This window comes from Paraburkholderia sp. SSBN10T, assembly GCF_056619545.1.
Genome location: NZ_JBWQQI010000013.1, coordinates 195,163 through 220,972, shown reverse-complemented (window position 1 = coordinate 220,972; position 25,810 = coordinate 195,163). Strand labels below are relative to the sequence as shown.

Annotated in this window: 26 protein-coding genes and 1 pseudogene; 13 read left to right on the top strand and 14 right to left on the bottom strand. The window is 62.7% G+C overall.

Going from position 1 to position 25,810, the window contains the following annotated elements; genetic code table 11:
• The first annotated feature begins 63 nt into the window (after positions 1-63).
• Positions 64-438: a hypothetical protein gene (locus AC1ECK_RS21080; RefSeq protein WP_480322326.1), complete on the top strand. Its 375-nt coding sequence runs from the start codon at positions 64-66 to the stop codon at positions 436-438.
• Between the two features lie 11 nt (positions 439-449).
• On the opposite strand, the gene AC1ECK_RS21075 is transcribed toward AC1ECK_RS21080, so the two are convergent.
• From AC1ECK_RS21075 to AC1ECK_RS21065, 3 genes are all read right to left on the bottom strand, one after another.
• Positions 450-1,100, bottom strand: a complete 651-nt coding sequence (locus tag AC1ECK_RS21075; protein WP_480322324.1) for a TetR/AcrR family transcriptional regulator — start codon at positions 1,098-1,100, stop codon at positions 450-452.
• Between the two features lie 209 nt (positions 1,101-1,309).
• Positions 1,310-1,507, bottom strand: coding sequence for a hypothetical protein (locus AC1ECK_RS21070; RefSeq protein ID WP_480322322.1), 198 nt, complete (start codon positions 1,505-1,507; stop codon positions 1,310-1,312).
• A 356-nt stretch (positions 1,508-1,863) separates the two neighbouring features.
• Complete coding sequence (locus AC1ECK_RS21065) at positions 1,864-2,643, bottom strand: DeoR/GlpR family DNA-binding transcription regulator (protein WP_480322320.1); 780 nt, start codon at positions 2,641-2,643, stop codon at positions 1,864-1,866.
• Between the two features lie 312 nt (positions 2,644-2,955).
• On the opposite strand from AC1ECK_RS21065, the gene AC1ECK_RS21060 reads away from it, so the two are divergent.
• The 3 genes from AC1ECK_RS21060 to AC1ECK_RS21050 all read left to right on the top strand — a co-directional run bounded on the left by AC1ECK_RS21060 (position 2,956) and on the right by AC1ECK_RS21050 (position 6,598).
• Positions 2,956-4,593: a gamma-glutamyltransferase family protein gene (locus AC1ECK_RS21060; RefSeq protein WP_480322318.1), complete on the top strand. Its 1,638-nt coding sequence runs from the start codon at positions 2,956-2,958 to the stop codon at positions 4,591-4,593.
• 525 nt (positions 4,594-5,118) lie between these two features.
• A complete protein-coding gene (locus AC1ECK_RS21055; RefSeq protein WP_480322316.1) occupies positions 5,119-5,946 on the top strand; it encodes a ferritin-like domain-containing protein in 828 nt (275 codons plus the stop codon).
• Between the two features lie 130 nt (positions 5,947-6,076).
• Positions 6,077-6,598: a hypothetical protein gene (locus AC1ECK_RS21050; protein WP_480322314.1), complete on the top strand. Its 522-nt coding sequence runs from the start codon at positions 6,077-6,079 to the stop codon at positions 6,596-6,598.
• Positions 6,599-6,630: 32 nt separating this feature from the next.
• Here the strand turns inward: AC1ECK_RS21050 and AC1ECK_RS21045 are convergent, their stop codons facing one another.
• The 4 genes from AC1ECK_RS21045 to AC1ECK_RS21030 all read right to left on the bottom strand — a co-directional run bounded on the left by AC1ECK_RS21045 (position 6,631) and on the right by AC1ECK_RS21030 (position 11,198).
• Positions 6,631-8,220, bottom strand: coding sequence for a DEAD/DEAH box helicase (locus AC1ECK_RS21045; RefSeq protein WP_480322312.1), 1,590 nt, complete (start codon positions 8,218-8,220; stop codon positions 6,631-6,633).
• Between the two features lie 183 nt (positions 8,221-8,403).
• Complete coding sequence (trhA, locus tag AC1ECK_RS21040) at positions 8,404-9,024, bottom strand: PAQR family membrane homeostasis protein TrhA (protein WP_090685071.1); 621 nt, start codon at positions 9,022-9,024, stop codon at positions 8,404-8,406.
• 122 nt (positions 9,025-9,146) lie between these two features.
• Entirely contained in the window at positions 9,147-10,445 is a 1,299-nt protein-coding gene (locus AC1ECK_RS21035) for a c-type cytochrome (RefSeq protein WP_480322310.1), read from the bottom strand.
• 21 nt (positions 10,446-10,466) lie between these two features.
• Positions 10,467-11,198 (bottom strand): c-type cytochrome, encoded by a 732-nt coding sequence (locus AC1ECK_RS21030; RefSeq protein WP_480322308.1) that lies wholly within the window; start codon positions 11,196-11,198, stop codon positions 10,467-10,469.
• Positions 11,199-11,596: 398 nt separating this feature from the next.
• On the opposite strand from AC1ECK_RS21030, the gene AC1ECK_RS21025 reads away from it, so the two are divergent.
• Both AC1ECK_RS21025 and AC1ECK_RS21020 read left to right on the top strand, forming a co-directional pair.
• Positions 11,597-11,803: a hypothetical protein gene (locus AC1ECK_RS21025; protein ID WP_480322306.1), complete on the top strand. Its 207-nt coding sequence runs from the start codon at positions 11,597-11,599 to the stop codon at positions 11,801-11,803.
• Positions 11,800-12,729, top strand: a complete 930-nt coding sequence (locus AC1ECK_RS21020) for a CopD family protein (RefSeq protein WP_480322304.1) — start codon at positions 11,800-11,802, stop codon at positions 12,727-12,729. Before AC1ECK_RS21025 ends, AC1ECK_RS21020 begins: the two co-directional genes overlap by 4 nt.
• Positions 12,730-13,033: 304 nt before the next feature.
• Here AC1ECK_RS21020 and AC1ECK_RS21015 read toward each other — a convergent pair whose 3' ends face one another.
• The 4 genes from AC1ECK_RS21015 to dgoD form a co-directional block, all read right to left on the bottom strand.
• Positions 13,034-13,255 carry a YodC family protein gene (locus AC1ECK_RS21015; protein WP_480322302.1) on the bottom strand — a complete coding sequence of 74 codons (222 nt, stop codon included), beginning with the start codon at positions 13,253-13,255 and terminating at the stop codon, positions 13,034-13,036.
• Positions 13,256-13,386: 131 nt separating this feature from the next.
• On the bottom strand, positions 13,387-13,689 hold the full coding sequence (locus AC1ECK_RS21010) for a hypothetical protein (RefSeq protein ID WP_480322300.1): 303 nt from the start codon (positions 13,687-13,689) through the stop codon (positions 13,387-13,389).
• A 234-nt stretch (positions 13,690-13,923) separates the two neighbouring features.
• A complete protein-coding gene (locus tag AC1ECK_RS21005) occupies positions 13,924-15,156 on the bottom strand; it encodes an MFS transporter (protein ID WP_480322340.1) in 1,233 nt (410 codons plus the stop codon).
• 143 nt (positions 15,157-15,299) lie between these two features.
• Positions 15,300-16,448 (bottom strand): galactonate dehydratase, encoded by a 1,149-nt coding sequence (dgoD, locus tag AC1ECK_RS21000; protein WP_074263425.1) that lies wholly within the window; start codon positions 16,446-16,448, stop codon positions 15,300-15,302.
• Between the two features lie 277 nt (positions 16,449-16,725).
• On the opposite strand from dgoD, the gene AC1ECK_RS20995 reads away from it, so the two are divergent.
• A complete protein-coding gene (locus AC1ECK_RS20995; RefSeq protein ID WP_480322338.1) occupies positions 16,726-17,403 on the top strand; it encodes a FadR/GntR family transcriptional regulator in 678 nt (225 codons plus the stop codon).
• 37 nt (positions 17,404-17,440) lie between these two features.
• Here AC1ECK_RS20995 and AC1ECK_RS20990 read toward each other — a convergent pair whose 3' ends face one another.
• Complete coding sequence (locus AC1ECK_RS20990) at positions 17,441-18,979, bottom strand: DHA2 family efflux MFS transporter permease subunit (protein ID WP_480322297.1); 1,539 nt, start codon at positions 18,977-18,979, stop codon at positions 17,441-17,443.
• A 179-nt stretch (positions 18,980-19,158) separates the two neighbouring features.
• Between AC1ECK_RS20990 and AC1ECK_RS20985 the strand changes: the two genes are divergently transcribed.
• On the top strand, positions 19,159-19,605 hold the full coding sequence (locus tag AC1ECK_RS20985) for a MarR family winged helix-turn-helix transcriptional regulator (protein ID WP_480322295.1): 447 nt from the start codon (positions 19,159-19,161) through the stop codon (positions 19,603-19,605).
• A 56-nt stretch (positions 19,606-19,661) separates the two neighbouring features.
• Here the strand turns inward: AC1ECK_RS20985 and AC1ECK_RS20980 are convergent, their stop codons facing one another.
• The gene (locus tag AC1ECK_RS20980; RefSeq protein ID WP_480322293.1) at positions 19,662-20,099 is read right to left on the bottom strand and encodes a response regulator; all 438 of its coding nucleotides are present in this window, start codon (positions 20,097-20,099) and stop codon (positions 19,662-19,664) included.
• On the opposite strand from AC1ECK_RS20980, the gene AC1ECK_RS20975 reads away from it, so the two are divergent.
• From AC1ECK_RS20975 to AC1ECK_RS20960, 4 genes are all read left to right on the top strand, one after another.
• On the top strand, positions 20,098-20,349 hold the full coding sequence (locus tag AC1ECK_RS20975) for a hypothetical protein (protein WP_480322291.1): 252 nt from the start codon (positions 20,098-20,100) through the stop codon (positions 20,347-20,349). The genes AC1ECK_RS20980 and AC1ECK_RS20975 overlap by 2 nt on opposite strands.
• 357 nt (positions 20,350-20,706) lie before the next feature.
• Positions 20,707-21,099, top strand: coding sequence for a DUF2917 domain-containing protein (locus AC1ECK_RS20970; protein WP_480322289.1), 393 nt, complete (start codon positions 20,707-20,709; stop codon positions 21,097-21,099).
• Positions 21,100-21,157: 58 nt separating this feature from the next.
• The gene (locus AC1ECK_RS20965; protein WP_480322287.1) at positions 21,158-21,442 is read left to right on the top strand and encodes a hypothetical protein; all 285 of its coding nucleotides are present in this window, start codon (positions 21,158-21,160) and stop codon (positions 21,440-21,442) included.
• Positions 21,430-22,062, top strand: a complete 633-nt coding sequence (locus tag AC1ECK_RS20960) for an alpha/beta fold hydrolase (protein ID WP_480322285.1) — start codon at positions 21,430-21,432, stop codon at positions 22,060-22,062. Before AC1ECK_RS20965 ends, AC1ECK_RS20960 begins: the two co-directional genes overlap by 13 nt.
• Before the next feature lie 200 nt (positions 22,063-22,262).
• On the opposite strand, the pseudogene AC1ECK_RS20955 reads toward AC1ECK_RS20960, so the two are convergent.
• Positions 22,263-22,544, bottom strand: a pseudogene (locus AC1ECK_RS20955) (transposase); the annotation flags it as partial.
• A gap of 1,248 nt (positions 22,545-23,792) precedes the next feature.
• Between AC1ECK_RS20955 and AC1ECK_RS20950 the strand changes: the two are divergent.
• Positions 23,793-25,502, top strand: coding sequence for a methyl-accepting chemotaxis protein (locus AC1ECK_RS20950; RefSeq protein ID WP_480322283.1), 1,710 nt, complete (start codon positions 23,793-23,795; stop codon positions 25,500-25,502).
• Positions 25,503-25,810 lie beyond the last annotated feature (308 nt).

Genomic DNA, 25,810 nt, shown 5'->3' with positions numbered 1-25,810 from the left:
GGGTAGTAGCGCGCCGCGTCGGCACGGACGATACTCACAGCATTAGCCAACTCGAGGTGAAACATGCGGGGATTGTGGGCAATCGGTGCGGCGGCGCTGCTGGCGGGATGTGTGGGCACGCCGAGCCTGAACGGCAGTTTTGGCGCGCCGTCGTTTGCAGCGCTGCAGCAGATCTGCAGCCCGGCGCCGGTGGATTACGGCAATGACGCGCAGTCCGTCTACACGACTTTCTACGACGCTTACGTCGCCAACCGGCGCGGTAAGGTCTCGACGGCGGATTACTGCGCATTCCAGGGCGCGATCGCGCAGCATTACACGACGCTCGGCACCAGCAGCGATCCGCAGGCGCGTAATCAGTGGGTGGCGTTTTTCCTCGACCAGCGCGCGAAGGCGCTTAGCTGGCGGGCCGCGGTCGATCCGACGCTGCGCAGTGGTTGAGAGGTGAGTGGTTACTGCGGTGTTGGCTGAGGCTGCGCGCCACGCCACAGCATCTTGCGAAGCTGCGCCAACACAGCCTCGCGGGTCGGGGCCGGGTGTGCGCCTGCTTCTTGCGGGAGTGGTTGACCTGCGGGCGGCGGTAGCTGGTTAGCGAGCGCTAACATCGCAAAGCCGTGCAGGGCCGCCCAGTACGAGTAGGCGATCAGGCGCGCATCGCCCTCCATGCGTCCAGCCGCCACGAGCGGTTCGAAATACGCGCCCAAGATGCGCCACGCGCGCTGCGACGCAGTGGCCAGTTCGGGGTGCGCGCTTTCATCCGGTTGCGCGAGATCGAACATCAGACGATACGCGTGGGGTTCATCGAGCGCGAAGCTCACGTAGGCCTCGCTGAGCGCCACGCCTTGATGGGCAGGGTCGGCGGTCCGGGCGGCCGCCTCCAGCCGCTGCGCGAAGCGCGTGAAGGCCGCGACGCGCACCATCGCAAGGATTTCGTCCTTGTCGCGGAAATACCGGTAGGGCGTCATCGCGCTGCAGCCCAATTCCTTGGCCAGCTCGCGCATTGTCACGCCTTGCGCGCCGCGGGTAGCGAACGCGTTTTCGGCGACACGGCGCATCGCTTCGCGGAACTGGTGAATGTCTTCGTCGGAGAGTGTCTTTGGCATGCCGGATGGCGCAGAGGTCCATCGCGTCAATTTACTGTGTAAATCAACCTGGCACAACCGATACCCAAAATGAATTTCACGGCAGCGTTATGCGACTGGCCAGGCGCGTGCCGGCGAAGGGTACGCGTCTAGCCTCTGCGGACGGCTCGCAACGCCGTGCATGAATCTTGACTGATAGGAGGAAATCACGCGCCGAAGCACGCGGAGCACTAAGACAGACGCTTGATCGCCCGGATCGCCGTGTCGCCGATATCGGTGACGCGCCATTGCTTGAGGCCGGAGGCAAGTTTTTCGAGTTGTACGAGCTGCCGTTCGAGCAGCGCATCCAGCTCCTCCCGATCCATATCGACCTGAGTGGGAGCATCCTTTACGAGCAACAACGTGGCGAATTCATGCGGACTCAGCATCGTTCTCTCCATGTCAAGCGTAGTGCGGACTGCCCTGTGGGCGACTGGGCCGGCGTGGTGGCGGGCGCAGCACGATCCGCTAAAGGACCAGGCGGGAGTGACAGATGTCACGACCGGCGCGCATTGAAAATGGCGTCGGGGAACTGGAGTGTAGTCAACCGCACACTGAACGCCAAATCGGCCCCTGAAAATTTTCCATTTGACAATTGAAGGGTTGCGAGGCGGTCTGGACTGGCGGGCAAATCCTTGATTTCACTCGAAGTTTGGCGTGCGCTGCAGCAAACTGCCGGAGCGTGCGGCGACTGGCAGAATCGGCCATACCAAGGGCGGCGGCGTGACCGGCGCCGCTTTCCCCTTCACTCGGCGATATAGACCTGGGTGCCGGCCGTGGCCAGCGTTTCGGCCATGTCGGCAGGCGGTGCGGCGTCGGTGAACAGCGCGTCGATCTGGTTCAGGTGGCCCTGGCGGACCAGCGCCGGACGGCCGAACTTGGAGTGATCGGTAGCGAGGAAGACCGTGCGCGCGTGCTCGATGATCGCCTCGGCGACACGCACTTCGCGAGTGTCGAAGTCGCGCAGCGTACCGTCGGTTTCGATGCTCGAGGTGCCGATGATCGCGAAATCCACCTTGAACTGGCGAATGAAATCGATCGTCAGTTCGCCGACGATGCCCTTGTCCCACGGCCGCACGATGCCGCCGGTGACCAATACCTCGCAGTCCGGATAGCCGCTCATCATGCTGGCGACGTTCAGGTTGTTGGTGATCACGCGCAGCCCGCGATGGCGGTTCAGCGCGCGCGCCACTTCCTCGGTGGTGGTGCCGAGGTTGATGAAGAGCGAGGCCTGATCGGGGATATGCGTCGCCACGAGCGCCGCGATGCGCCGTTTCTCGTCATGGAACATCCGTTGCCGTGCGGTGTACGAGACGTTCTCGGAGCTGGTCGGCAGGCTGGCGCCGCCGTGATAGCGGCGCAGCAGGTTCATGTCGGCCAGCCAGTTCACGTCGCGCCGGATGGTTTGCGGGGTGACGTCGAAATGAGCAGCCAGGTCATCCACGGTCACGAAGCCGTCGCGTTGCACCCACTCGAGCAGTTCCTGTTGACGTGCGTTGAGGGTCAGGCGGGGGTCTCGGGTCATGTGTCTCGGGTCAAGTGATTGCGCCGGCAGCGGATGCGGCCGCCGACGCCAGGAGCGAGCGATGGTTAACGGTGAGCTATTGTAAGACCAACGGCGCGGTTGTCCGCCAACACAGACGACATGCGCAAGATCACAACCGACCCGCAGCGCACCCGCAACCGACTCATTCAGCATGTTTCTGCATTTATTCATTTGATAAATGAATTTGTTTTTTTGGCCGGTTCGCGCTGCAATCAACGGCTATTTTCGTGCTGTTTTCTAATGGCGCCGGCGGCTTCCCGCGCCGGACCGTGCCTTCCGAGAGTCTCCGACATGACCCGCTTCAACTGGCAAAACCCTTACCCGACGCCGCGTCTGCCGGTGTTCGCGCGCAATATCGTTTCGACTTCGCATCCGCTCGCGGCGCAAGCCGGCCTGCGCATGCTCTGGAAGGGCGGCAATGCGGTCGATGCGGCGATCGCGGCGGCAGCGGCGATTACCGTCGTGGAGCCGGTCTCCTGCGGCCTGGGAGGCGATGCGTTTGCGCTCGTGTGGGACGGGGCGAAGCTGCACGGGCTGAACGCCTCGGGCGTGTCGCCGGCGGCCTGGAGCGTCGATTACTTCAAGCGCAAGTACGGCGAGGAGAACGGTCTCGCGAAGCAGCCCAAGCGCGGTTGGGACGCGGTGACGGTGCCGGGCGTGATCGCCGGCTGGGAGGCGTTGCACCAGAAGTTCGGCTCGCTGCCGTTTGCCGATCTGATGGAACCGGCCATCGAAATCGCCGAGCGCGGTCATGCAGTGGCGAGCATCGTGGCCTACAAATGGGCGGCGGCCGTGCCCGAACTGAAGGACCTGCCGGGCTTCGCACAGACCTTCATGCCGCGTGGCCGGGCGCCGGAAGTGAGCGAACTGGTGCGCTTTCCCGGCCATGCGCGGACGCTGCGCAAGCTTGCCGGGCTTGGTCCGCGTGCCTATTACGAAGGCGAGATCGCCGAGCAGATCGCCGCGTTCGCGCGCGAGGGCGGTGGTGCGATGACCGTGGCGGATCTGCGCAACTATCGCGCCGAGTGGGTCGAGCCGATCGGCAAGGATTATCGCGGTTACACGGTTCATGAGATTCCGCCGAACGGCCAGGGTATCGCCGCGCTGATCGCACTCGGCATCCTCGAAAAATTCGATGTGGGCGCACTCGATGTCGACAGCGTCGCATCGCAGCATCTGCAGATCGAAGCCATGAAGCTCGCGTTCGCCGATGTCTACCGCTACGTCGCCGACCCGCGTTCGATGGACGTCACGCCCGAGCAGATGCTCGACGATGCTTATCTGAGCTCGCGCGCGAAACTGATCGATCCGAAGCGCGCGACGCAGTTCGGCTTCGGCATGCCGCAAGCGGGCGGCACGATCTATATGTCGGTGGCCGACGAGCGCGGCATGATGGTGAGCTTCATCCAGTCGAACTACATGGGCTTCGGCTCGGGCGTCGTGGTGCCGGACACGGGTATTGCACTGCAGAACCGCGGCTGCGGTTTCTCGATGGACTCGCAGTCGCCGAACGTCGTCGCGGGCGGCAAGCGGCCGTTCCATACGATCATTCCGGCCTTCCTCACGCAACAGGTCGACGGCAGGCAGGAAGCGGTCATGAGCTTCGGCGTGATGGGCGGCGACATGCAGCCGCAAGGTCATCTGCAATCGATCGTGCGGATGCTCGACTACGGCCAGCAGCCGCAGGCGGCCTGCGATGCGCCGCGCTGGAAGGTGAACCGCGACTTCACCATCGACATTGAAGCGACGCTCGACGCGAACACAGCGCGTGCGCTCGAAGACCTCGGCCATACGATCAAGTCGGTCGACGATCCGTACATGGACTTCGGCTCAGGCCAGTACATCTGGAAGCTCGATCGCAACGAGCCGGAACGCGGCTATGTGGCGGCGAGCGATAGCCGCCGCGATGGACTTGCCGCGGGCTTCTAAGCTGACCTAAGCCTCGCGCCCCGCGCGAGCCGGCCTTGGCCTATGCCGCTTGCGTGAATCTTGCCGGCGCATCGGCATAGCCAGACCTCCTGGGCCGTTCGGTCTGCTAACCGGACCGCTTGCCGACGACATCCGCTCGCCTCGGCTGGAATGTCCATCCGCTTTGACCTCCGGCAAACCTGCGCGCCATGCCGCGCCAGCCTCAGGCCGCCGGAACCTTACCGCGCCTTGCTCCCCGGCTCCTCGACCGAAGGACCGGCAGCCGTCTGGGCGCGGCCTTCAGGATGCTTCGTGCCCGGCTTGTGTTGTATTGGAACATTTCGACTATCTTGCAACCGGAACTGCTGATCTGGGGCATGGTCTGTGCTGTGTTATCTGCAGAGTTGCGGAACACCAGCTAAGATGCAAGATACAAGGGGTTAACTCTAATTCAAGGTGCTGTATTGCAACGAAAGCGGCCAGGCGAAACGCAAGTGGCTCCAGGCACGCTTCATCAGTCGATACAGCTTTCGGAGCAAGAAACAAATGCACACTGAGCGTAACCATGTGATGCCCTGGCGGATCGAAGACATTGACCTCAGCAGGATCGACCGGCAACGGGCCGTGGCCAACGAAGATCTGCTGCTTCTGCTGTGCGCGGCCTCGTTCATTGAAAGCGGTACGGATCTCTACACCAGCAATCTGAGCACCTTCTTCAACGGCGACCCGGAAGTATCGGCCTGGCTCAACAACGAGTGGGAGCCCGAAGAAATGCAGCACGGCCGGGCCCTGAAGACCTATATCGCTTACGTGTGGCCGGAGTTCGACTGGGATACGGCCTTCCGCAATTTCTTCGAAGAGTATTCGAAGACCTGTTCGGTCGAGGACTTCGAGAAGACGCGTGCGCTTGAAATGGTTGCACGCTGCGTGGTTGAAACCGGCACGGCAACCTTGTACCGGGCGATCGGCGAGTGCTCGGACGAGCCGGTTCTCAAGCAGATCACGGACAACATCCGGATAGACGAAGTCCGTCACTACAAGCACTTTTTCAAGTATTTCAAGAAGTACAACAAGATCGAAGGCAACGGCCGGCTTGCGGTGCTCGGCGCGCTGATGCGCCGTGTGCTGGAGATCAAGAACGAAGACTCGGAAATTGCCTTGCGCCATGTGTTCGCGATCCGCTATCCGGAGCGCGTGCACGATTCGGCCTATAACCGCGAACGTGCGGCACGCATCAACGCATTGGTGCGCCGCAATCTGTCGGCCGACATGTGTGTGAAGATGCTGCTCAAGCCGCTCGATCTGCCTGCGCGCATTCAACCCGGCGTGCATTATCCGCTCGCGAAGATCACGCAGCATGTATTCTTTCGCTGATCATCGGCGTGAGGCGCGTGCGGCCCGCTGAGCTTGCGAACGTATGAACGAATGGCCCGACTGTGCGGGCCATTCGTGTTTTCATAGCGTGTATTTCGATTCAAGACGATAGCCCAACCGGAGTCCGGCGATGACCGATTCTGCATCCACGCGTCCGCTCGACCACGACGTGTTCGACGAATGGCCGGCTGCGGCGCGCACCCTGTTCGACGGCAGCGCGCTGGCGCGCAAGACCGGCTTCACCGCGTCTTTGCTGACCGCCGACGCGAACGGTCACGTGCGTACTTCGCTGCTCGGTGTGGGCGAGCTATATGCGCCCGATTCGCGCACGCTATGCATTGCGCTGTGGCCGCACTCGCGGACCGCAGGCGTGCTGACGCGCAGCGGCCGTGCGGCGCTGACGTTTGTCTGCGAGGACGCGTTCTACCAGGTGCAGTTGCGGTTCGAGCCGTTGGCGCCGGCGAGCGGCGAGAGCAGCGGGCTGGCCCACTTTATCGGCTTCATCGATACCGGCGAGACGCAACGGGTTCGTTACGCACGCCTGACGGGTGGCATCACGTTCGAACTGGAAGAGGAAGGCAGGGCAGTGCTCGATCGGTGGGAACAGCAGATCGAGCACCTGAAACAGGCCGCCGCAGCGGCTCGTTCGTGACGCGGATGAGACTCGGCGGCTAGCGCCTTCGCTCAACGCCCGCGCTGACCGCCGTTGCGCGGCGGTTGCGAACTACGCGGCGCATTGCTGCGCGGCTTGGCGCCGCCACCCAGCAACGCGCCCGGATTGCCGCCTTGCGGTTTGGCCTGAGCCTGGGCCTGCGGCTTGCGCGGTGCGTGCGTGGCACCGGCGCCGTCATGCGTGGCGGGCCCGGGCTTACCGTGATGACGGGTGGTCTCGTGGCGCGGATTGTCCTTGCGCGCTTGCGGCTGGCTCGGCGCACCGGCCGGTTTGGCGCCTTGTGCCTTGGCCTGCTGGCCGCCCGCCGGGCGTTGTCCCGAGCGCTGTGCGGGCTTGGCAGCGCCGCCATCGCGGCGCGCGCCGTCGCCCTTGGGCGCACCTTGACCCTGACGCGGTTGACGGCCACCGCCGCCACCGCCCTGACCACGGCGCAGGATCGGCTCCGGCTTCGCGTTCGGATCCGGTTCGAACCCGGCGATCACTTCTTGCGGCACGGCGCGCTTGATCAGCTTCTCGATATCCTTGAGCAACTGCAGTTCGTCGACGCACACCAGCGATACCGCTTCGCCCGTCGCTCCGGCACGGCCGGTACGGCCGATCCGGTGCACGTAGTCTTCCGGCACGTTCGGCAGGTCGTAGTTGACCACGTGCGGCAACTGGTCGATGTCGATGCCGCGCGCGGCGATATCGGTCGCCACCAGCACCTGCAGCGTGTTGTTCTTGAACTCGGCGAGTGCGCGCGTACGCGCGGACTGGCTCTTGTTGCCGTGAATCGCAAGGGCGCTGATGCCGTCCTTGGTCAACTGCTCGGCAAGGCGGTTCGCGCCGTGCTTGGTGCGCGTGAACACCAGCACCTGGAACCAGTTGTGTTCCTTGATGAGGTGCGTGAGCAACTCGCGCTTCTTGTCGCGATCCACCGGGTGGATCTTCTGCGCCACCGACTCGGCCGTCGTATTGCGGCGTGCGACTTCGATCAGCGCCGGCGAATCGAGCAGGCTATCGGCGAGCGTCTTGATCTCGTCGGAGAAGGTGGCGGAGAACAGCAGGTTCTGGCGCTTCGGCGGCAGCTTGGCGAGCACGCGCTTGATGTCGTGGATGAAGCCCATGTCGAGCATGCGGTCGGCTTCGTCGAGCACGAGGATCTCGAGATGCGACAGATCGATGGTCTTCTGCTGCATGTGATCGAGCAGACGCCCGGGCGTGGCCACCACGATATCGATGCCGCGACGCAGCGCATCGATCTGCGGGTTGATGCCGACGCCGCCGAACATCACCGTGGACTTCAGCTTCAGGTACTTGCCGTACGCACGCACGCTTTCCTCGACCTGCGCCGCGAGTTCGCGCGTCGGCGTGAGGATCAGCGCGCGGACCACGCGCTTGCCGGCGGCCGTGGTGACCGGCGGCATGGTGTTCAGACGCTGCAGGATCGGCAGCGTGAAGCCGGCCGTCTTGCCGGTGCCGGTCTGCGCGCCGGCGAGCAGGTCGCCGCCGTTGAGCACGGCCGGAATCGCCTGCAACTGGATGGGGGTAGGGTTGGTGTAGCCGAGTTCGTGAACAGCACGGACCAGCGGTTCGGACAAGCCGAGGGAATCAAAAGACATAAAAACTCTTTGCAATGCAGTATCGCGAAACGGCGAACGCGCGGCCAAAAGGCGCGCTTCGGGGCTTGAGCCCTGGTCCGGTCGCAGGGAAATCGGCGGCACACGCCAGCGTGTGCCGAATGCTTCAACGCGCTATCAAGACACGCTGACTGGCCTTAAGTTGCACTTCGCCGTCGTGGGGTGTTACGCGACGTAGCGCGCAACACTGACGAATTGACACAGACTGCCCGCCAGAACGAACAGGTGCCAGATACCATGTCCGTGCCGGATGCGCTCGTCGTTGATGAAGAAGTAGATGCCGACGCTGTAGATGATCCCGCCGGCCACGAGCCATGCGGTGCCCGCGGTCGGTAATGCTTCGACCAGCGGACGAATGGCAACGAGCGCGAGCCATCCCATCAAGACATACAGCACCATCGATACGCTACGGGTGCGTCGCCCGAGCGTGAGTTCCTGCACGATGCCAAGGGCCGCAAGGCCCCAGCTTACCCCGAACAGGGACCAGCCCCACGGTCCACGCAGCGTGACCAGCGTGAACGGCGTGTAGCTGCCGGCGATCAGCAGGTAGATCGCCGAATGATCGCATTTCTGCAGGACCGCCTTGACGCGCGGGTTGCGCACGCTGTGGTAGAGCGTGGAGATAGCATACAGCACGAACAGCATCGCGCCGTAAACGCTGAAGCTGACGACCTTGTACGCATCGCCGTCCAGCGCGCCCATCGTGACGAGCGTAGCCAGCCCCGCCACCGACAGCACCGCGCCGACGAGGTGGGTAATGCTGTTGAAACGCTCACCGACATGCACGACATCTTCTCCCACTCGGACCAATACGCCATTGTGCACGTACCGGTCCGGCTCCAGTCCAAAAAACGAAGGGCGCGGCCGCGATTTCCCGCAGGCCGCGCCCTCCTTACTGCTTGCGCCGCTTAGTCGAGCGGCGCGGAACGCAGATCGGCCACCTGCTGCGGCGACACTGCCGTTCCGTGGTTACCCCACGACATACGAATGTAGGTCACCACCGCAGCGACTTCCTGATTCGACAGCGACTGTGCAAACGGCGGCATGCCATACGGCTTCGGATTGCCCTCCGTGCTCGGCGGGTAGCCGCCGTTCAGCACCATGCGGATCGGGTTCACCGCCGACGGCATCTGGATCGACTGGTTGTTGGCCAGCGGCGGGAAGTTCGGCGGCTGGCCGAGACCGTTCGCCTCGTGGCACTTCGCGCAGTTGTCCGTGTAGATCTTCTGACCTTGCTGCAGCAGCTCCGTGCCGAACTGGGCCGACGTTTCCAGTTGCAGGTTTTCAGGCGCTTCGCTCTTCTGCGGAATGGTCTTCAGATATGTGGACATCGCCTGGATGTCCTCGTCCGACATGTACTGCAAGCTGTTGTGAACCACTTCGGCCATCGGGCCGAACACCGCGCCACGCTGCGACACGCCGGTCTTCAGCAGAGCCTGGATGTCTTTGATGTCCCAGTCGCCCAGACCCGCTTCCTTGTTAGAGGTGAGCGACGGAGCATACCAGTTCTGCAGCGGAATCAGACCGCCGGCAAAAGCTGCCGAGTTGACCGGACCGCCCATCGCATTGATCGAGGTGTGGCACATGCCGCAGTGGCCGAGGCCTTCGATCAGGTACGCACCGCGGTTCCATTCGACCGACTTGGTCGGATCCGGCTTGTACTCGCCTTCACGGAAGAACAGCGTGCGCCAGCCGATCAGCAGGTTGCGGTTGTTGAACGGGAATTTCAGTTCGTGCGGACGGCTCGGCACATTGACCGGCGTGACCGAGCGCAGGTACGCGTAGATCGCGTCCGAATCGGCCCGCGTGACCTTCGTGTAGCTCGTGAACGGGAAGCCCGGGTAGAGCAGGCTGCCGTCCTTCGAGCGGCCCGTGTGCATGGCGCGGTAGAAGTCGTCCTGGGTCCACTTGCCGATGCCGTACTGGTCGTCGGGCGTGATGTTCGGCGTGAACATCGTACCGAACGGCGTGGCCATCGGCAGGCCGCCGGCGAATTCCTTGCCGCCGCGCACCGTGTGGCAGGCAATACAGTCGCCCGCGCGGGCGAGGTACTCGCCCTTCTTGATCAGGGCAGCCTGGTCGGCGGGCGTGGCCGCCATCGCGCTGCCGTTGTGCAGGTTGTCGCCGCCCGACCACAGGACGGGAACGAGGGCAGCGGCCGCAACCACGACGACTGCCGAAAGGGCGAACACAGTCTTGCGTTTCATTTGGTCATCTCTCCCGGTGCCTTATTGCGGTTCGCTGCCGCAGGCAAGCGGAGTCTTCATCGAGCGGGCCGGAGCCGGCACGGGGTTTTGCGGAGCCGTCTGGGTGGACAACCATGAAGCAACGGCATTCACGTCATCATCGGTCAAACGGGTGGCGATGGTGTGCATGCAGTCAGGCGCAATGGCGTGACGCGAGCCCGAGCGCCAGGCGCCGAGCTGCGCGCTGATGTAGTCGGCATGCAGACCGACCAGACCCGGGATGGCCGGTTCCATGCCGGTCAGCGCCTTGCCGTGGCAAGCGGCGCAGGCCGGAATCTGCCTGGCCGCGTCGCCGTGCAGCACGATGTTCTGGCCGCGCGCCAAGGTGTCCGACGACACCGTTGGCCTGGCCGGCGGCGGGTACGGCGGGCGCTGCTGTGAGAAGTATGTGGCGATCTGATGCAGGTAGTCGTCCGAGAGATACGTGACGAGGTAGTTCATGGGCGGGTACTTGCGGCGCCCTTCGCGGAAATTCTTGAGCTGGTTGTACAGGTAGTCAGCCGGTTTGCCGGCGAGGCGTGGGAAGTAGTCGTTGTCCGTCCCCTGGCCGTGCGAGCCATGGCATGCCGTGCAGCCTTGCACGCGCGCTTCCATCGTATCCGGGGTCTTGGGCTGAGTCTGCGCTTTCGCAGCGCTATAGACGCCTGCAGCACCGATCAACAGAAGGGCAAGCAGCGGGCGGAAAATGCGTCTTGAAGACACGCGTAACTCCATCAGATTCGGGGACCCGACCGAACTTCGAGGCGGCTCGGCTTGGGGGCAGTTGGGGCTGCGGCGACGCAGCATTCTATCATCGATGGGTAATGGTGACTATTTGCCACAGGCCACCTGGAGCCTCCTCGTAAACGCCGATGTGCCAGTCTGGCGCAGTGTGTTTCGGCTATGTCGTCTATGCCTTTTGGGTTGCGTCTGGGTTCCTTTTGAGCGGTCTTTGCGGTGCTGTCGGGGTGATTGCCGGCTCGGTTCCCCGGCAGTTTCTCGGCTTAAAGGCGTAACTGGGTTGAACCCACGCGCGCGCGAACCATCGAAGCGTACACTCCCGGGGCGCCGGTGTCTTGCTGCGCCGCGTGCAACCTTCCTCCGTGTATTTTTCGACAAGCAACTTGCCTTTCATGAAGCTATCCGATTTCACCCGCCCGGCGCTGCGCGCGCCGGCGGTCAGTGCCGCGGCCCTTGCCGCGGTCTCCTCCGCGTATGCCCATGCGTGTTCCACTTCGCTCGGGTCCGTCCCAAACGCCAGGGGCGCGGCGCCGGGCCAGTCGACGATCCATTTCAGCGCGCCGCTCGAAGCGGCCACTTACGCGTTCACTGTGCAATGAGAATAGACGGATTGTGGATCGGGCAGGTCGCGATGGCCGCGCTCATGAATGTCGCGTTTGCGTTTGCAGTCGGTTCGGCGCTGCTCGGCGCCTGGCTTGCGAAGGATGCCCAGGCCAAGGTCGCGCCGGCGCGACCCGCCTGGTTGCGTGCGCAACGCTCGATGGTTACGGCGAGCGTCGTGCTGGTGCTCGCCGACCTCGGCTGGCTGCTGTATCAGGCCGCGGCGATGAGCGGCAACGCCTTGCCGCAGGCGCTCGGCGTGATCCCCACGGTGCTGTCGCAGACGCACGTTGGTTATGCCTGGAGCGTTGCGTTTATCGGCGCGCTGGTGCTGCTGTTGACCGCGATGTCCTCGCAAGCCGGCACGCTGCGCAATGCACTGCTGTGGCTGGCGGTGATCGCCATTGCGGGCGGCAAGGCGTCGCTCGGGCATGCGGCCGATGCCGGACCGGCCTCGGCGGCGATCGGCTTGCACACCTTGCATGTGCTGGCTACCAGCGTGTGGGGCGGTCTCGTTGTGGCGGCCGGCTTGGCGGTGCTGCCGGCGCTCGGCACCTCGACCGCGCGCGGCATCCTGATCCGTACGGCCACGCAGGTGTCGAACGTGTCGCTGGTCGCGGTGGTCGTCATGCTGCTGACGGGCGTCCTCAACACCGTGCGCGGTTCGGGCGGCTCGTTCGAGGCGATCGGGATCAGCACCTGGGGTCATGTCCTGACGCTCAAGCTCGCGCTCGTCGCGCTGGCGCTGGTGCTCGGCGGACTGAACCGCTTCTTGGCGCTGCCGCGCTTGCGCCGCACCGCCTCGACGATGGACGCGCACACCTTCACGAACGTGCTCTACCTCGAAGCGCTGGCGATGATCGGCGTGTTCGTGGCAGCCGCTGCGCTCGCGCACAGCGTGCCGGCGTACGTCTCGCTCGGCTGAGCGAGACGCGGGAGGGCGTCGGCGGGCAAGCGCGGTTCAGACGGTTCGCGGCCGATCCAACTGTGGCTTGACCGATCGCGGCCCGGTCAACTATGGCTTGACCGCGCGCGGCTCGACTGATCGCGGCCTCACCGATTGCGGCCCCACCGATCATGGCCCAGCCAAAGGTGGCCCAATAGATCGCGGCCCGGCCAACTGTGGCCCGACCGAACGCGTCCCGGCAAAAAAAACGCCGCACAGCAGGCCTGTGCGGCGAGAACACACGTGGTCGCCCGGCAGGAGCCGGTTGCCCCGGTACTGCCCGTTAAGCGGCGAGTGCTTTCGGCACTCGCTCCAGCATGGTTTCAGGGAACATCTCCTGACGCAGTTCGCCGTCGTCATCGAACCATTGACAGATCAGCCAGGTCCCCGGCGCGAATACCACCGGACCCACCCACGTCGCTGTCATCGGACGGCCGCCCGATTTGAGCGTCAGCACATCGCCGCCGCGGTATGTCGTTCGTTTGGACAGAAACATTGCTTTCATTGGTTCGGTCTTCCGCTCTGGTCCCTGAGGTCGCGCTCAGTTCGCTTTCAGTTCGCTCGTAGCCGGCTATGACGAGCGAGGGGCGGCAGACGCACCCACGGCGCCCGTCCGCTCCATTCGACTCGCGCGAATTATTCGAAGCCCAGCTTGTGGCCGAGGATCGGCGCGCAGAACAGCGCGATCGCGCAGCCGCTCACCTTGCCTTCGAGTTCGGCGCCGGCGGCGTGCGAGCCGTAGAGTTGGGTCAGCAGGTCGAAGAGTTGCGGCGCGCAATAGATCACGGCAGCCGCAATGAAACACTTCTCCACCGTCGAGATGCGCCAGCCGCGTTGAAACGCCAGCACGGCGCCGATCACCCGCAGTACGCCGAACACCACCAGCGCGCCCACGGCCGCTTGTTCGCGGATCAGATAGTCGGGAAGGAATTCGCCCATGATGGCCTCTCGCATTGTCTTTTGACTGCGATTCAGCAAGGAGTGGGCCAGGCGCGTGGGGAATGCCGGTAGGGTGGCCGGAAAGCCTTGTGCAGCAAGGCTTTCCGGCATGGGAGAGGAGGTTGGAAGTGGCTTCAAACAGGCGTTTTCAGGTCGATTCCGCCCGGGATGTTACGTAACTGAGACGCCCGTGGCCGCGAGCGCACGTAACGTCGCCGGACAAGCGCCGCCCGCCTAGCGGATCCGTTCGATCCGGCCGACCAGAAACAGGTACGACAACGCGCCCACCACGCCGACCGCGCTCATGAACACGAGGGCCGGCGCGAAGTCGTTACCTTTGACGAGCAGGCCGATCACGATCGGCACACAGATCGACGACAGATTGCCCATCAGGTTGAACATGCCACCGGTGAGGCCGAGCAGCTCTTTTTTCGCCATCGATGAAACCAGCACCCAGGTGATCGACGAAAAGCCGCTGCCGAAAAAGGCGATCGCCATGAACAGGATCACCATCGACGGACTGTCGACAAAGTTCGCGCCGACGATGGCCGTCGACAGCAGCAGGCCTGTGACGATCGGCACCTTGCGCGCGACCGTGGCCGAGACGCCGCGCCGGATCATGGCGTCGGAGAGCAGCCCCGAGGCCAGAATGCCGACGAAGGCGGCGAGAAACGGCACGGCCGCCATGAAGCCCGCCTTCAGAAAGTCCATGTGGCGGTATTTGACGAGGTAGGTGGGAAACCATGTCAGGAAGAACCACAGCGTCGAGGTCACGGCGATCTGGCCGATGTAGACGCCCCAGAGCTTGCGGTTGCCGAGCACGGCGCGCCAGTCGGCGGCACTGTAGCGGATCTGAGACGCGCGGGCGCTGCTGAGTTCGACCAGGCCGCCGCCGCGGCGGATCGTGTCGAGTTCAGCCTGGTTGATTCCGGCTGCTTCGGACGGTTCGCGATACAGCGCGTACCAGACCAGCGCCCACACCACGCCGATCAGCCCTGTGAGGATAAACACGCCGTGCCAGCCGAAGTGTTGCTGGGTCAGGACGAGCGCAGGCGTCAGGAAGGCGAGGCCGACGTACTGGCCCGAGGTGTAGACCGCAATGGCGCGAGCCCGCTCGCTGTCGGGAAACCAGGTGGTGACGATGCGGTTGAGCGTCGGATAGGCCGGCGCTTCGAGCACGCCCAGCAGCACCCGCAGGGACAGCAGCAGGATAAAGGCGCCGGCAAAACCCTGCAGGATGGTGGCGAGCGACCAGAGTCCGATGATGACCGCCATCATCAACCGGGGCCGGGCACGGTCCACCAGCATGCCGCCGGGGATCTGCAGCAAGGCGTACGACCAGCCGAAGGCCGAGAACACCAGCCCCATATGGGCCGGATCGAGTTGCAGGTCTTGCGCAATGGCGGTGGCCGCAATCGACAGGTTGCTGCGGTCCAGATAGGTGATGACGACAGTGATGAACAGCATGACCAGCAGGCGATGCCGCTTGCCGGTCGCCTGCAGGTTGAAGGTGGTTGTATCCACTCATGTCTCCTTCTTCTTTTAATGGCTTGCGCGCCAGCTTTCCATGACGCAAAAACGCCGCCCGCAGGCGGCGCTTCATCACGGGCTTACCACTCGGCGACGCTGCCGTCGGTGTGGCGCCACACCGGATTGCGCCAGCGATGGCCGACCTTGGCCATTTCGCGCACTTTCTCCTCGTTGACCTCGATGCCGAGCCCCGGGCCTTGCGGAATCGAGACAAAGCCATCTTCGTATTTGAAGACCTCGGGATTCTTGATGTAGTCGAGCAGATCGTTGCCCTGGTTGTAGTGGATGCCGAGGCTTTGTTCCTGGATGAACGCGTTGTAGCTGACCGCGTCGATCTGCAGGCAGGTGGCGAGCGCGATCGGCCCGAGCGGGCAGTGCAGCGCGAGGGCCACGTCATAGGCTTCCGCCATTGATGCAATCTTGCGACACTCGGTAATGCCGCCCGCGTGCGAGGCGTCGGGCTGGATGATGTCGACATAGCCGCCGGCCAGGATGTGCTTGAAGTCCCAGCGCGAGTAGAGCCGCTCGCCGAGCGCAATCGGCGTATTGGTCTGATTGACGATGTCGCGCAGCGCCTCGGCGTTTTCCGACAGCACCGGCTCTTCGATGAACAGCAGCTTGTACGGGTCGAGTTCCTTGGCGAGCACCTTCGCCATCGGCTTGTGCACGCGGCCGTGGAAGTCCACGCCGATGCCGATGTTCGGCCCGACCGCCTCGCGCACGGCAGCGACATTGTTGATGACGCCCTGCACCTTGTCGAAGGTATCGATGATCTGCAGCTCTTCCGAGCCGTTCATCTTCACCGCCTTGAAGCCGCGCTCGACCACGGCGCGCGCGTTGTTGGCGACGTCGCTGGGGCGGTCGCCGCCGATCCACGAGTACACCTTGATCCTGTCGCGCACCTGGCCGCCCAGCAGCGCGTGCACCGGCACGCCGTGGTGCTTGCCCTTGATGTCCCACAGCGCCTGGTCGACGCCGGCGATTGCGCTCATCGTGATCGGACCGCCGCGGTAGAAGCCCGCGCGGTACATCACCTGCCAGTGATCCTCGATCAGCAACGGGTCTTTGCCGATCAGATAGTCCGACAGCTCCTCGACTGCCGCCGCGACGGTATGCGCCCGCCCTTCGACCACCGGCTCGCCCCAGCCGACAATGCCCTCGTCGGTTTCGATCTTGAGGAAGCACCAGCGCGGCGGAACGATGAAGGTTTCGAGCTTGGTGATTTTCATGGTGAGCGTCTCCTTGTGGCGGCCTGCTGCGAGGCGGATGCTGGGTGGCGAACGCCGATGACACGCGGTGCGGTTTGCCGATCGGCCCGCATTCGCGTCCATCGGCGCGATGTCTGAGGAGTCACATGCTACAACAAAATCGCCTTTAAATATTATTAATAGTACTATTCGCGCATGGATTTGACGAATCCGTGCCGTAGGTTTTGCCGTTGGAATACCGGATAATCGCGTTCGTTCCGATCATAAAGAGCGCCGGAAGACGGCGGGGAGAGCCCTTATTCAGCACGATCTGCACGGCCGCGTGGCCCAACAACTGGCCACCGCCATCCTGCGCGGCGACTATGCGCCGGAGACCATCCTGCCGCGCGAAGCCGAACTGATGGAGACCTTCGGCGTGAGCCGCACGGTGCTGCGCGAGGCGCTGCGCACGTTGACCTCGAAAGGGCTGATCGAATCGCGGCCGCGCGTCGGCACGCGGGTGCGGCGGCGCCAGGCGTGGAACCTGCTCGATGTCGACGTGCTCGACTGGTACTCGCGAGTGGCCGAGCCGATGAGCTTCGCGCTCAAGCTGCAGGAGATGCGCGAGATGATTGAGCCATATGCCGCGGGGCTGGCCGCGGCGTCCCACTCCGAGGACACCTTTGGCGCGCTCGACGCGGCGCATGCGGCGATGGTGGCGGCGCGTAACGTGGATGAATGGGTGCGGGCGGATCTGCGCTTTCACATCAGCGTGCTGGTCGCTTGCAGCAACGAATTGCTGATCCCGCTGGGCACGCTGATCGAGCGTACGCTCGAAGCGCAGTTGCGTCTGAACGCAAAGCGGGCCGGGGTGTACAACGCCTCGCTGGCCGAGCATACGGCTGTATTCGAAGCGATCCGCGCGCGCGATGTCGTGGGCGCGCAGCAGGCCATGGCTGGGCTGTTGGGCGTGACGCGGCGCAGGATCGAGGGCTGAAGCGCCCGCTGGCGCTCTCTCGCGCCGCAGCGGCTGGTTAGTCCATCGCCGCGTGGGCGGCGGCTGGGTCCGGCATCTTTTTCGCGGGGCGAATCAACAGCAGCAGCGGAACCACCAGCAGCGTCGCTACGAACATCAGCTTGAAATCGTTCAGATAAGCGATCATCTCCGCCTGCTGCGTGATCGACACGTTCATTAACGCGAGGTCGTAGCGCGAGCCGCTTTCGAGCATCGATCGCATCAACGGATTGAAGATGTCGATGTGCGCGGCGAGGTCCGCATGCGCGACCTGGGTGTTGCGGGTCATCAGCGTTTGCACGATCGAAATGCCGATACTGCTGCCGATATTGCGCATCAGGCTATAGGTTGCGGTGCCGTCCGCGCGCAGCGACGGCGTGAGTGTGGAAAACGTCAATGCGCTCAACGGCACGAATACGAGGCCGAGCCCGAAACCCTGGATCACACCGGGCCAGACGATATCCGCTGCGGACAACACGATCGTGTAGTGCATCATCTGCCACAGCGCGAATGCCGAGATCAGGAACCCAGCGAGCAGCATCAGGCGGGCGTCGATCCGTTTGAGCAGGCGGCCGGCGCACAACATGGCGATCATCGTGCCGGCGCCGCTCGGCGCCGTGACCAGACCGGTCGTGGCGACCGGATAATTCATGAGCGTCTGCAGCATCGGCGGCAGCAGCGCCCGCGTGGCGTACATCACCGCACCGACGACGAAAATAAAGAACGTACCGACAGCGAAGTTCGGGTCTTTCAGCAACTCGGATTTGAAGAACGATGTCTTGCCCACCGTGGCCGTGTGCACCAGAAAGAACGCAAAGCTGATGGACGCGAGCAAGGCTTCGATGACGATTTCATGCGAGCCGAACCAGTCGAGTTGCTCACCGCGGTCGAGCATCGCCTGCAGCGCGCCGATCGCGAGCGCCAGCGTCGCAAAGCCGAAGGCGTCGAACTTCACGTCATGGCGTGGCGCCCTGCTCGGCAGAAATGTCAGGACGCCAAACAGCGCGAACGCGCCGATCGGCAAATTGATGAAGAACACCCAGCGCCAGTTGTAGCTGTCGGTCAGCCAGCCGCCGAGCGTCGGCCCGAGAATCGGACCGACCATCACGCCCATGCCCCACACGGCCATCGCCTGGCCCTGCTTCTCGCGCGGGTTGATGTCGAGCAGGATCGATTGCGACAACGGCACCAGCGACGCTCCGAAAATCCCCTGTAGCAGCCGGGACGCGACGATCTCGCTCAGCGTTTCCGACATGCCGCAGAGCGCCGAGGCGATCGTGAAGCCCGCGATCGAGAAGGCCAGCAAACGCTTGATGCTGAAGCGATCGGACAGCCAGCCCGTGAGCGGCGTGGCAATCGCGGCGGCGACGATGTACGAGGTCAGCACCCAGGTGATCTCGTCCTGCGACGCGGACAACGTGCCCTGCATGTGCGGCAGGGCCACATTGGCAATCGTGCTGTCGAGCGTCTGCATCAGGGTGGCGAGCATGATCGACACGGTGATCATGGGCCGGTTCAGCGCAACGGCAGGACTCCCTGACGGGGTTTCCGAAGACATGGGCGGACGAGTTGGGAGGATAGGAGAAATATAGTAAGCATGCTTAGTATAGTGAATGGAGTCGTCCGTGAATACCAGGAACTGTACGCAGACGAGTGGGCGCCCCTTCGATGCCGCCTCGCCGGCCGTGCGGTTGCTCATCGCCGCCCACTTAGCTCTTGCTTTCGTATAATCGTGCGATGGAAAAAACCCAATTCGAAGAGCGCTTCGGCTTCTTGATTTCGGACGTCGGCCGCCTGTGCGGCAAGCGTTTCGACGATCTCGCCAGGTCAACCGTCGATCTGACGCGGGCGCAATGCCGCGCGCTGGCCTATCTCGCGCACTATGGCGACGTCAACCAGGCACGTCTCGCGGACTTGCTCGAGGTCGCGCCGATTTCGGCTGGACGTCTGCTGGATCGCATGGAAGAGGGCGGCTGGATCGAGCGCTGGAGCAACCCCGACGACCGCCGCGAACGTCAGGTGCGCATGACCGCCAAGGCAGAGCGCGCGCTCGGCAAGGCTCGGAAGGTCGGCGACGAAGTGGCGGCCGAAGGTCTGAACGGTTTCAGCGATGAAGAAGCGCGGCAACTGATCGCGCTGCTGCAAAGGGTGCGCGGCAATCTCAGCCGTATTGTGGATCGCTGAAGATTGGGGACGCGGCGAGGGGCTGGTACGCGTGCCTTTTCACCAGCCATTACGCGTTAAAACCAGAGTTTCGAGGGGATCGACTGCCAGCGTGAAGGTGCGGGTGCCGGTACGTTGGTGCCGTGATGTGGACTATCGAGACGCTTTGCCCGTAACGAGTCGATGGCTGACTCGAGCGCCTCCAGTTCCACAGGTTTGCGAATGAAGACGTTCCAGAGCGTCGACTTTTCCGTGGGCGGCGTGTGGCCGGACGATATCACCACGGGAATTTGCGCCAGCGCCGGATAAAACTTGAGCCGCTGGCATAACTCGATGCCATCCATCCCCGGCATATTCCAGTCCGTTACGATCAGATCGGGGAGCCACCGGCTCGCTTTCGCGAGCGCGGCATTGCCGTCTTCGGCGAGGATGACATGGTAGCCGCGCCTTTCCAGCGCGAGTTGGGTCAGCCAGAGCGAATCGGCTTCATCGTCGACGAGCAGGATGGTGGACATGGTTCGGAAAGTCAGGAGCCCGTGTGCTGTTCCGCAACAACCGTGCCGCCTCGTCTCATTGGCCGCTCGCCTCGCGCTAGCCGCCGGTGCCCGCGATCAGTTGTGCCAGTTGGTCCGTGCAGGCGGGCTTCGTCACGTGTGCGTCGAAGTCTGCCTTTGCAGTCTCCTTGCGAGCGGCAAGCGCCGTGCCACGCAGACCCAGCAAGCCGGTGCGGCGGCGCTGCGCAACGAGGCGAGTCAGACATGGTAGATGCCATCGTTTTTGTAGAAACGTTACTTGTCGAGTGACTGTTATGACCGATGCTGATCTGGAAGTGGCGGGGTAGTGGATAGCTCGTTGGTGGCGTAGGCCTCGTTGTGTTCGACACCCCGCGCGACGAAAATTTTGATTGACAAGCCATACCGTGCAATAGAAACTTAACGACATGAAAACGCCCGCCCTTATCGCCATTGCGATTAATCACCGAATGATCACTGCTTGGGGTGCATCATCGGAGGCGTGTGTGCGTTAGAAGTTTTGCAGTAACGCAGTCACAAGGCCTCGCCGGAAACGGATGAGGCCTTTTTCTTTTGGTGGCCTCTCCGTCCTTCGGCTCAATCGACGGAGATGACCATGCACGACGCTAGCAGCAAGTTCGACTGTTTCCCTTTACCGGATGACCCGTGTGCCGGCGAGATTCGCTCGCCCAAAGTGGTGATTCACCTAAGTCTCGAGCCGCGACAGACCGTCTCCTGGCGAATGGCTGCGCGATCGGAGGTCCGCGCGCAAGGCTCACGTGTCTGGATGACGCGGGCATGTTCTCCATATGACTATTGGCTGCAAGCGGGCGACGTGGTTCGCGTGACGCGAGGTGAGCGCATCTGGTTATCCGCAGACGACGATGGGCCAGCCGAAGTCACCGTAACGAGCGAATACGCAGAGCGACGACGAAAATTCGACCTCTTGTCTGTGCGTTGGCTGCAACGCGCTTTCAGGTTTTTGGCGCCGGTGCCTCGCTAGGGAAGTTTTAAACGCTTTCTCCTGGGATTCGTCACAACTCGCTGTATAGGAGTGCGAAATGGATGGCAACATGCAGAAACGGGTAATGAATGGTGGCGCTTCCCAGAGAGGGCGGCTCCTCTCTGAGGCGGGATGGCAATGGCTGGTCGGCATCGCGAACATGCTGTTAATACTCGCCGTGTTTGTATTGGCAGTCGCCAGGGCACCATCGAGCGCGAAGTCGAATAATATGCGCTGCCTTCAACAGGTCGCTAACGAGGAGCATGTGAGCCTCGAGGCGTTTTTTCAGAATCCTGCCGAGCAGGATGCGCTTGTTCAAGCTATGGGGGTATGTTCCCGGTGAGTCTTTCTAAGCAAACCAAACTTTTGTTCTTGCCCGGGGCCTCAGGGAATACGGCGTTCTGGCATCCGGTGGCCGATCGACTGGAACATTCGGGGGAGCGGGTGCATTACGGTTGGCCCGGGTTTGGGTCGACCCCTGCTGATCCGGCGGTGAATGGCATGGATGACCTCGTCGCGCGGGTCGTAGCGGATATCGACAGGCCCACTGCATTGATCGCCCAGTCGATGGGCGGCGTGGTTGCGATTCGGGCGGCGCTTGAAAAGCCGTCTCTGGTGACGCACCTTGTTTTGAGCGTGACTTCGGGTGGGATGGATGTGGCCGCGATAGGGGGTACGGATTGGCGGGAGACGTTGCATGCCGGTGCGCCCGCGTTGCCGCGCTGGTTTGCGGACTATCACGAAGATCTGACCGGGCAGTTGCCGGAGATCGGGGTTCCGGTTTTGCTGTTGTGGGGCGATGCCGATCCGATTAGTCCGGTTGCGGTTGGGGAGCGACTGGTGCAGTTGCTGCCTCGGGCGGAGTTGCATGTCGTTCCGGGCGGCGACCACAATCTTGCTAACACCTGTGCTGCGCAGGTTGCGTCGTTGATCGACATGCACTTGCGAAGGCCCAGGGAGTAATCGAGGTTGTCTGTGTGAAATGTGGCTTCGATGCAGTCGTTGCGAAAGGCCCGCTCTCGGTTAAGAGTGGCGGGCCTTGCGGGGCGAATCGGGGCCGCCTGACCACACCCCCCGGACAGCGAACGGACACCGTTGTCAGATAGCGTTGTGTCCGGGGAACGATCCAGCCTCGCGCGCTGGGATGCAGTGGTAGCCGCAATACTAGTACTCTGACGAAACGTTGTGTCGACCCCATAGCCCGCATCTGCCGGTACACAATGTCGCGGTGCGCCTTCGGCCAGCAGCGTCTCCAGTTGTTGCAAGGCAATTTCCGTCTTCGGGGCAAATTTCACCTCCGGCTGTACGCCGGCTTTCTGGCGTCGTTGCACATCCTCAGCCCACGTCTCTGGCAGATACAGCCGGTAAGCAACCGGAATGCTTGCCGGCTCGTTCGCCAGTGAAATGCTCACCGCGACCTTGCAGTTATCCTGCTTGCTCAGCACGTCGGTCCGCGTGTCTCAGTCCCTGGGCAGGGTGGTCCAGATACTGTTAAAACCGACTCAGTGACACCATCGATTTGCATTCCTATATAAAGAAGATATCGAAGTGTAGAACTTTTACGACACAACAAGATTAGCTCTTTGTTCGCTGATGCATGGCATTACGCAGATACGCTGAGCAACAGTGTGCTTATGGGAGAAATATGAGGGGCAGCAATATTTTCTGATGGAATATCCCGATACGGTTCCTGTCACGCGATGCCGTAAGCCTGTGAAACGGATCCGAACCGGCGCCCGAGCTTTAAGTCTTTACTTATGAAATGTCCTGAAACTGAGTCGCCCGCCAACGTTCCGACAACGCCCGGTGCAGCACCCAACGTGGAGCGACGCGCCTCACCGCGCTACGCGGTCAACTGGCGGGTTGCCGTGATGAGCCGCGACAGACCGTTGCCTGTGATCCACGGGCACGTGTTCGACGTTTCGATGACCGGGATATCCTTCGTCACCGATAGTCGACCGCAAGCGGTCATGGTCGAAATGTATGTAGGTATGCAAAATATTGATCTGTAGTACACGCTTGGTCGTGACGGAGAAATCGTGCTGAAAATCCCGGCCAGGATCGTCGGCACGGTCTTTCTTTTCGGGTCGGGCTGGCTGGTTTCGCGATGTGGCGCAGTCTCTGGAATTCAGGAATGTTGATCGCGGGCTTCTGGAGGAAGCACTCGCAGGCCGCATAGCCCCCGTGGGAGGTGGGTAGCCTGGCCACAAGGCCGAATTCTTGTCTGACGATAGCGTTGACATCGGGTCCACGAGCACGATGTCGGTGCCTTGGCGATTTAACGGCCCCTGAAGCACGAGGCCGGCACGCATCAGGCGGCAGAACTCCGTATCGCCGGAAGCGGGTGGGATGTTCATTCTGATTGAAGCGTTAGCGAGGGAAAGCTCCGCGCAAAACGTCGTTTGATTGTGGTGGTTGTTTCTTTTTTGTGGCGGTAACTTCAGCGACTTCGGAATGGGTCGTTAAACAGGCAAGTCAGATAGGCGAAATGGTGTGAACAGTTTCCCTGCACGCGCACCCAGGCGACATTTTGGCAAGGCTTCAACTGTCCTGCAGCAGGTGTGCTGTCGGAAAGGCGGCGTGATTTCATAACCCTTGCAGGAAGAACGTCGGACGACGCGATCAGGGGCATCGCTCCTGTCGTGCACAGGTAACTGAAGTCCGGCAGGAACTGCATCAATCAGGCACAGAAAATGAAACTTGGCGACACACGGGTGGTGACGCGGCTCGCCGCGGGATTCGGATCGGTGCTGGTATTACTGGGCGTCGTCGTGGGGATAGGGCTCGTCAGACTGTCTGCGTTAAATGACAGCGTGCATCAGCTAACCAGTGAAAACGTAGCCCATATTCTCGTCGCCAACGACTGGATCATCAGGGTGCTGGAGACCGCGCGGCATACGCGCAACATGCTCATTCTCGACGACAAGGCAGCAATCCAGAAAGAAGTCGAAGCCGCCTTTGACGACAAGAAGGCGCGTGCCGCCTACATGGCGCAGTTGCAGAAGTCGATCAGTTCGGCTGAGGGGAAAGCCACGCTGCAGGCCGTGATCGACGCACGGGCACGCTATACCCCCGACGAGGAAGAGTACCTGAAGCTCATCGCCGCGGGACAGATGGGGCCTGCCAAAGAAGTGTTGTTGCAGAAAGCGCGTCCCGAGCAACTGGCGTACATCGCGGAACTTCAGAAACTGATCGAGTATGAAAAGACGCAGATTGCCCGCACGGAAGCGCGCGCCTCCGAGGAATTCAGTAGCGGACGCAACTTGCTGGTGACGCTCGGTGCGATCGCGATCCTGATTGGTATCGCAGCCGCGTTCGCCATCATCCGAAGCCTGCTGAAACAGTTGGGCGCGGAACCTGTTGCACTGAGCGAGATTTCCCATCGCGTCGCGGGTGGCGATCTGAGCCCCGTACCGGGCGCGCAGGCCGCGCCGCGCGGCAGCGTACTCGCCTCGATGGGCGAGATGCAGGCCAGCCTCGTGAAGCTGATTGCTCAGGTTCGGACGTCGGCGGACCACATTGCCACGGGGTCGAGCCAGATCGCTTCGGGTAACCAGGACCTGTCGTCGCGCACTGAGCAGCAGGCGTCGTCGCTGCAGGAGACCGCGTCGAGCATGGAGGAACTCACGTCGACGGTGAAGCAGAACGCGGAGAACGCGCAGCAGGCGAGCGCGCTGGCCGCCAACGCGTCGGAGGTTGCACAGAAAGGTAGCGCCGTGGTCGGACAGGTCGTGGAAACGATGACCGACATCAGTCAGAGTTCGACGAAGGTCGCGGACATCACCGGGATCATCGAAGGAATCGCGTTCCAGACCAACATCCTGGCACTCAACGCCGCGGTAGAAGCTGCGCGTGCCGGTGAGCAGGGCCGCGGCTTCGCAGTGGTGGCGAGCGAAGTCAGAAGTCTGGCGCAGCGCTCGTCGAGCGCGGCGAAGGAGATCAAGGACCTGATCAGTGCGTCGGTACAGAAGATTCACGACGGCTCGGCGCTCGCGGGTGAGGCTGGTAAAACGATGGCCGAAGTCACGCAGGCGGTGGCTCGCGTGACCGACATCATGGGCGAGATCGCGGCAGCCTCCGGCGAGCAGAGCCGGGGCATCGAACAGGTCAACCAGGCCATCACGCAGATGGACGAGGTCACACAGCAGAACGCGGCGCTCGTTGAGGAAGCGGCGGCGGCCTCGGCGTCGCTGGAGGACCAGGGTCGTCAGTTGACCGAGGCGGTGGCGTTCTTCCGCGTTGATGGCGCGCTCGCCAGCCAGCCGGCGCGGCCCCGGTCAGAGCCGGCGCGACGTCCGGCTTTCCGGGCTCCGGCTGGCAAGGCAGCTGCGCCTGCAGTACGGACGCCCGCGCCGGCAGTGGTGGCCGCCAAGGGCGCGGCTGAAGGCTGGCACACATTCTGAGTGAGCGGACAGTCAGCGATCGACAACTGGAGAAAGATCCATGAGTGGCGTGCTACGCAGTTTCGTGTGCAGTGAGATCGTGCAGTTTGATGCAGAGTGTTGCAGTTGAATGCGCTGCAAAAGCGCGTTTGGGTTGTCGAAGGCAGCATCGCGGCTAACTGCGAGGGGAAGGGAAGCTCTTTGCGAGGCGGTTTATTAGACACTGTCTAATATTCGAGGCGGAGCGTAAACGACAAAGGGTTACGCAATCGCGTAACCCTTTGATAATACTGATGGCGATTCAGGGATTCGTTATCGCCTCGTTTCTA

Bases quoted from the DNA above. Each gene is read 5' to 3' on its own strand.
- AC1ECK_RS21080 (WP_480322326.1), top strand. From the start codon at position 64: ATGCGGGGATTGTGGGCAATCGGTGCGGCGGCGCTGCTGGCGGGATGT.
- AC1ECK_RS21075 (WP_480322324.1), bottom strand. From the start codon at position 1,100: ATGCCAAAGACACTCTCCGACGAAGACATTCACCAGTTCCGCGAAGCG.
- AC1ECK_RS21070 (WP_480322322.1), bottom strand. From the start codon at position 1,507: ATGCTGAGTCCGCATGAATTCGCCACGTTGTTGCTCGTAAAGGATGCT.
- AC1ECK_RS21065 (WP_480322320.1), bottom strand. From the start codon at position 2,643: ATGACCCGAGACCCCCGCCTGACCCTCAACGCACGTCAACAGGAACTG.
- AC1ECK_RS21060 (WP_480322318.1), top strand. From the start codon at position 2,956: ATGACCCGCTTCAACTGGCAAAACCCTTACCCGACGCCGCGTCTGCCG.
- AC1ECK_RS21055 (WP_480322316.1), top strand. From the start codon at position 5,119: ATGCACACTGAGCGTAACCATGTGATGCCCTGGCGGATCGAAGACATT.
- AC1ECK_RS21050 (WP_480322314.1), top strand. From the start codon at position 6,077: ATGACCGATTCTGCATCCACGCGTCCGCTCGACCACGACGTGTTCGAC.
- AC1ECK_RS21045 (WP_480322312.1), bottom strand. From the start codon at position 8,220: ATGTCTTTTGATTCCCTCGGCTTGTCCGAACCGCTGGTCCGTGCTGTT.
- AC1ECK_RS21035 (WP_480322310.1), bottom strand. From the start codon at position 10,445: ATGAAACGCAAGACTGTGTTCGCCCTTTCGGCAGTCGTCGTGGTTGCG.
- AC1ECK_RS21030 (WP_480322308.1), bottom strand. From the start codon at position 11,198: ATGGAGTTACGCGTGTCTTCAAGACGCATTTTCCGCCCGCTGCTTGCC.
- AC1ECK_RS21025 (WP_480322306.1), top strand. From the start codon at position 11,597: ATGAAGCTATCCGATTTCACCCGCCCGGCGCTGCGCGCGCCGGCGGTC.
- AC1ECK_RS21020 (WP_480322304.1), top strand. From the start codon at position 11,800: ATGAGAATAGACGGATTGTGGATCGGGCAGGTCGCGATGGCCGCGCTC.
- AC1ECK_RS21015 (WP_480322302.1), bottom strand. From the start codon at position 13,255: ATGAAAGCAATGTTTCTGTCCAAACGAACGACATACCGCGGCGGCGAT.
- AC1ECK_RS21010 (WP_480322300.1), bottom strand. From the start codon at position 13,689: ATGGGCGAATTCCTTCCCGACTATCTGATCCGCGAACAAGCGGCCGTG.
- AC1ECK_RS21005 (WP_480322340.1), bottom strand. From the start codon at position 15,156: ATGCTGTTCATCACTGTCGTCATCACCTATCTGGACCGCAGCAACCTG.
- dgoD (WP_074263425.1), bottom strand. From the start codon at position 16,448: ATGAAAATCACCAAGCTCGAAACCTTCATCGTTCCGCCGCGCTGGTGC.
- AC1ECK_RS20990 (WP_480322297.1), bottom strand. From the start codon at position 18,979: ATGTCTTCGGAAACCCCGTCAGGGAGTCCTGCCGTTGCGCTGAACCGG.
- AC1ECK_RS20985 (WP_480322295.1), top strand. From the start codon at position 19,159: ATGGAAAAAACCCAATTCGAAGAGCGCTTCGGCTTCTTGATTTCGGAC.
- AC1ECK_RS20975 (WP_480322291.1), top strand. From the start codon at position 20,098: ATGGTTCGGAAAGTCAGGAGCCCGTGTGCTGTTCCGCAACAACCGTGC.
- AC1ECK_RS20980 (WP_480322293.1), bottom strand. From the start codon at position 20,099: ATGTCCACCATCCTGCTCGTCGACGATGAAGCCGATTCGCTCTGGCTG.
- AC1ECK_RS20970 (WP_480322289.1), top strand. From the start codon at position 20,707: ATGACCATGCACGACGCTAGCAGCAAGTTCGACTGTTTCCCTTTACCG.
- AC1ECK_RS20965 (WP_480322287.1), top strand. From the start codon at position 21,158: ATGGATGGCAACATGCAGAAACGGGTAATGAATGGTGGCGCTTCCCAG.
- AC1ECK_RS20960 (WP_480322285.1), top strand. From the start codon at position 21,430: ATGTTCCCGGTGAGTCTTTCTAAGCAAACCAAACTTTTGTTCTTGCCC.
- AC1ECK_RS20950 (WP_480322283.1), top strand. From the start codon at position 23,793: ATGAAACTTGGCGACACACGGGTGGTGACGCGGCTCGCCGCGGGATTC.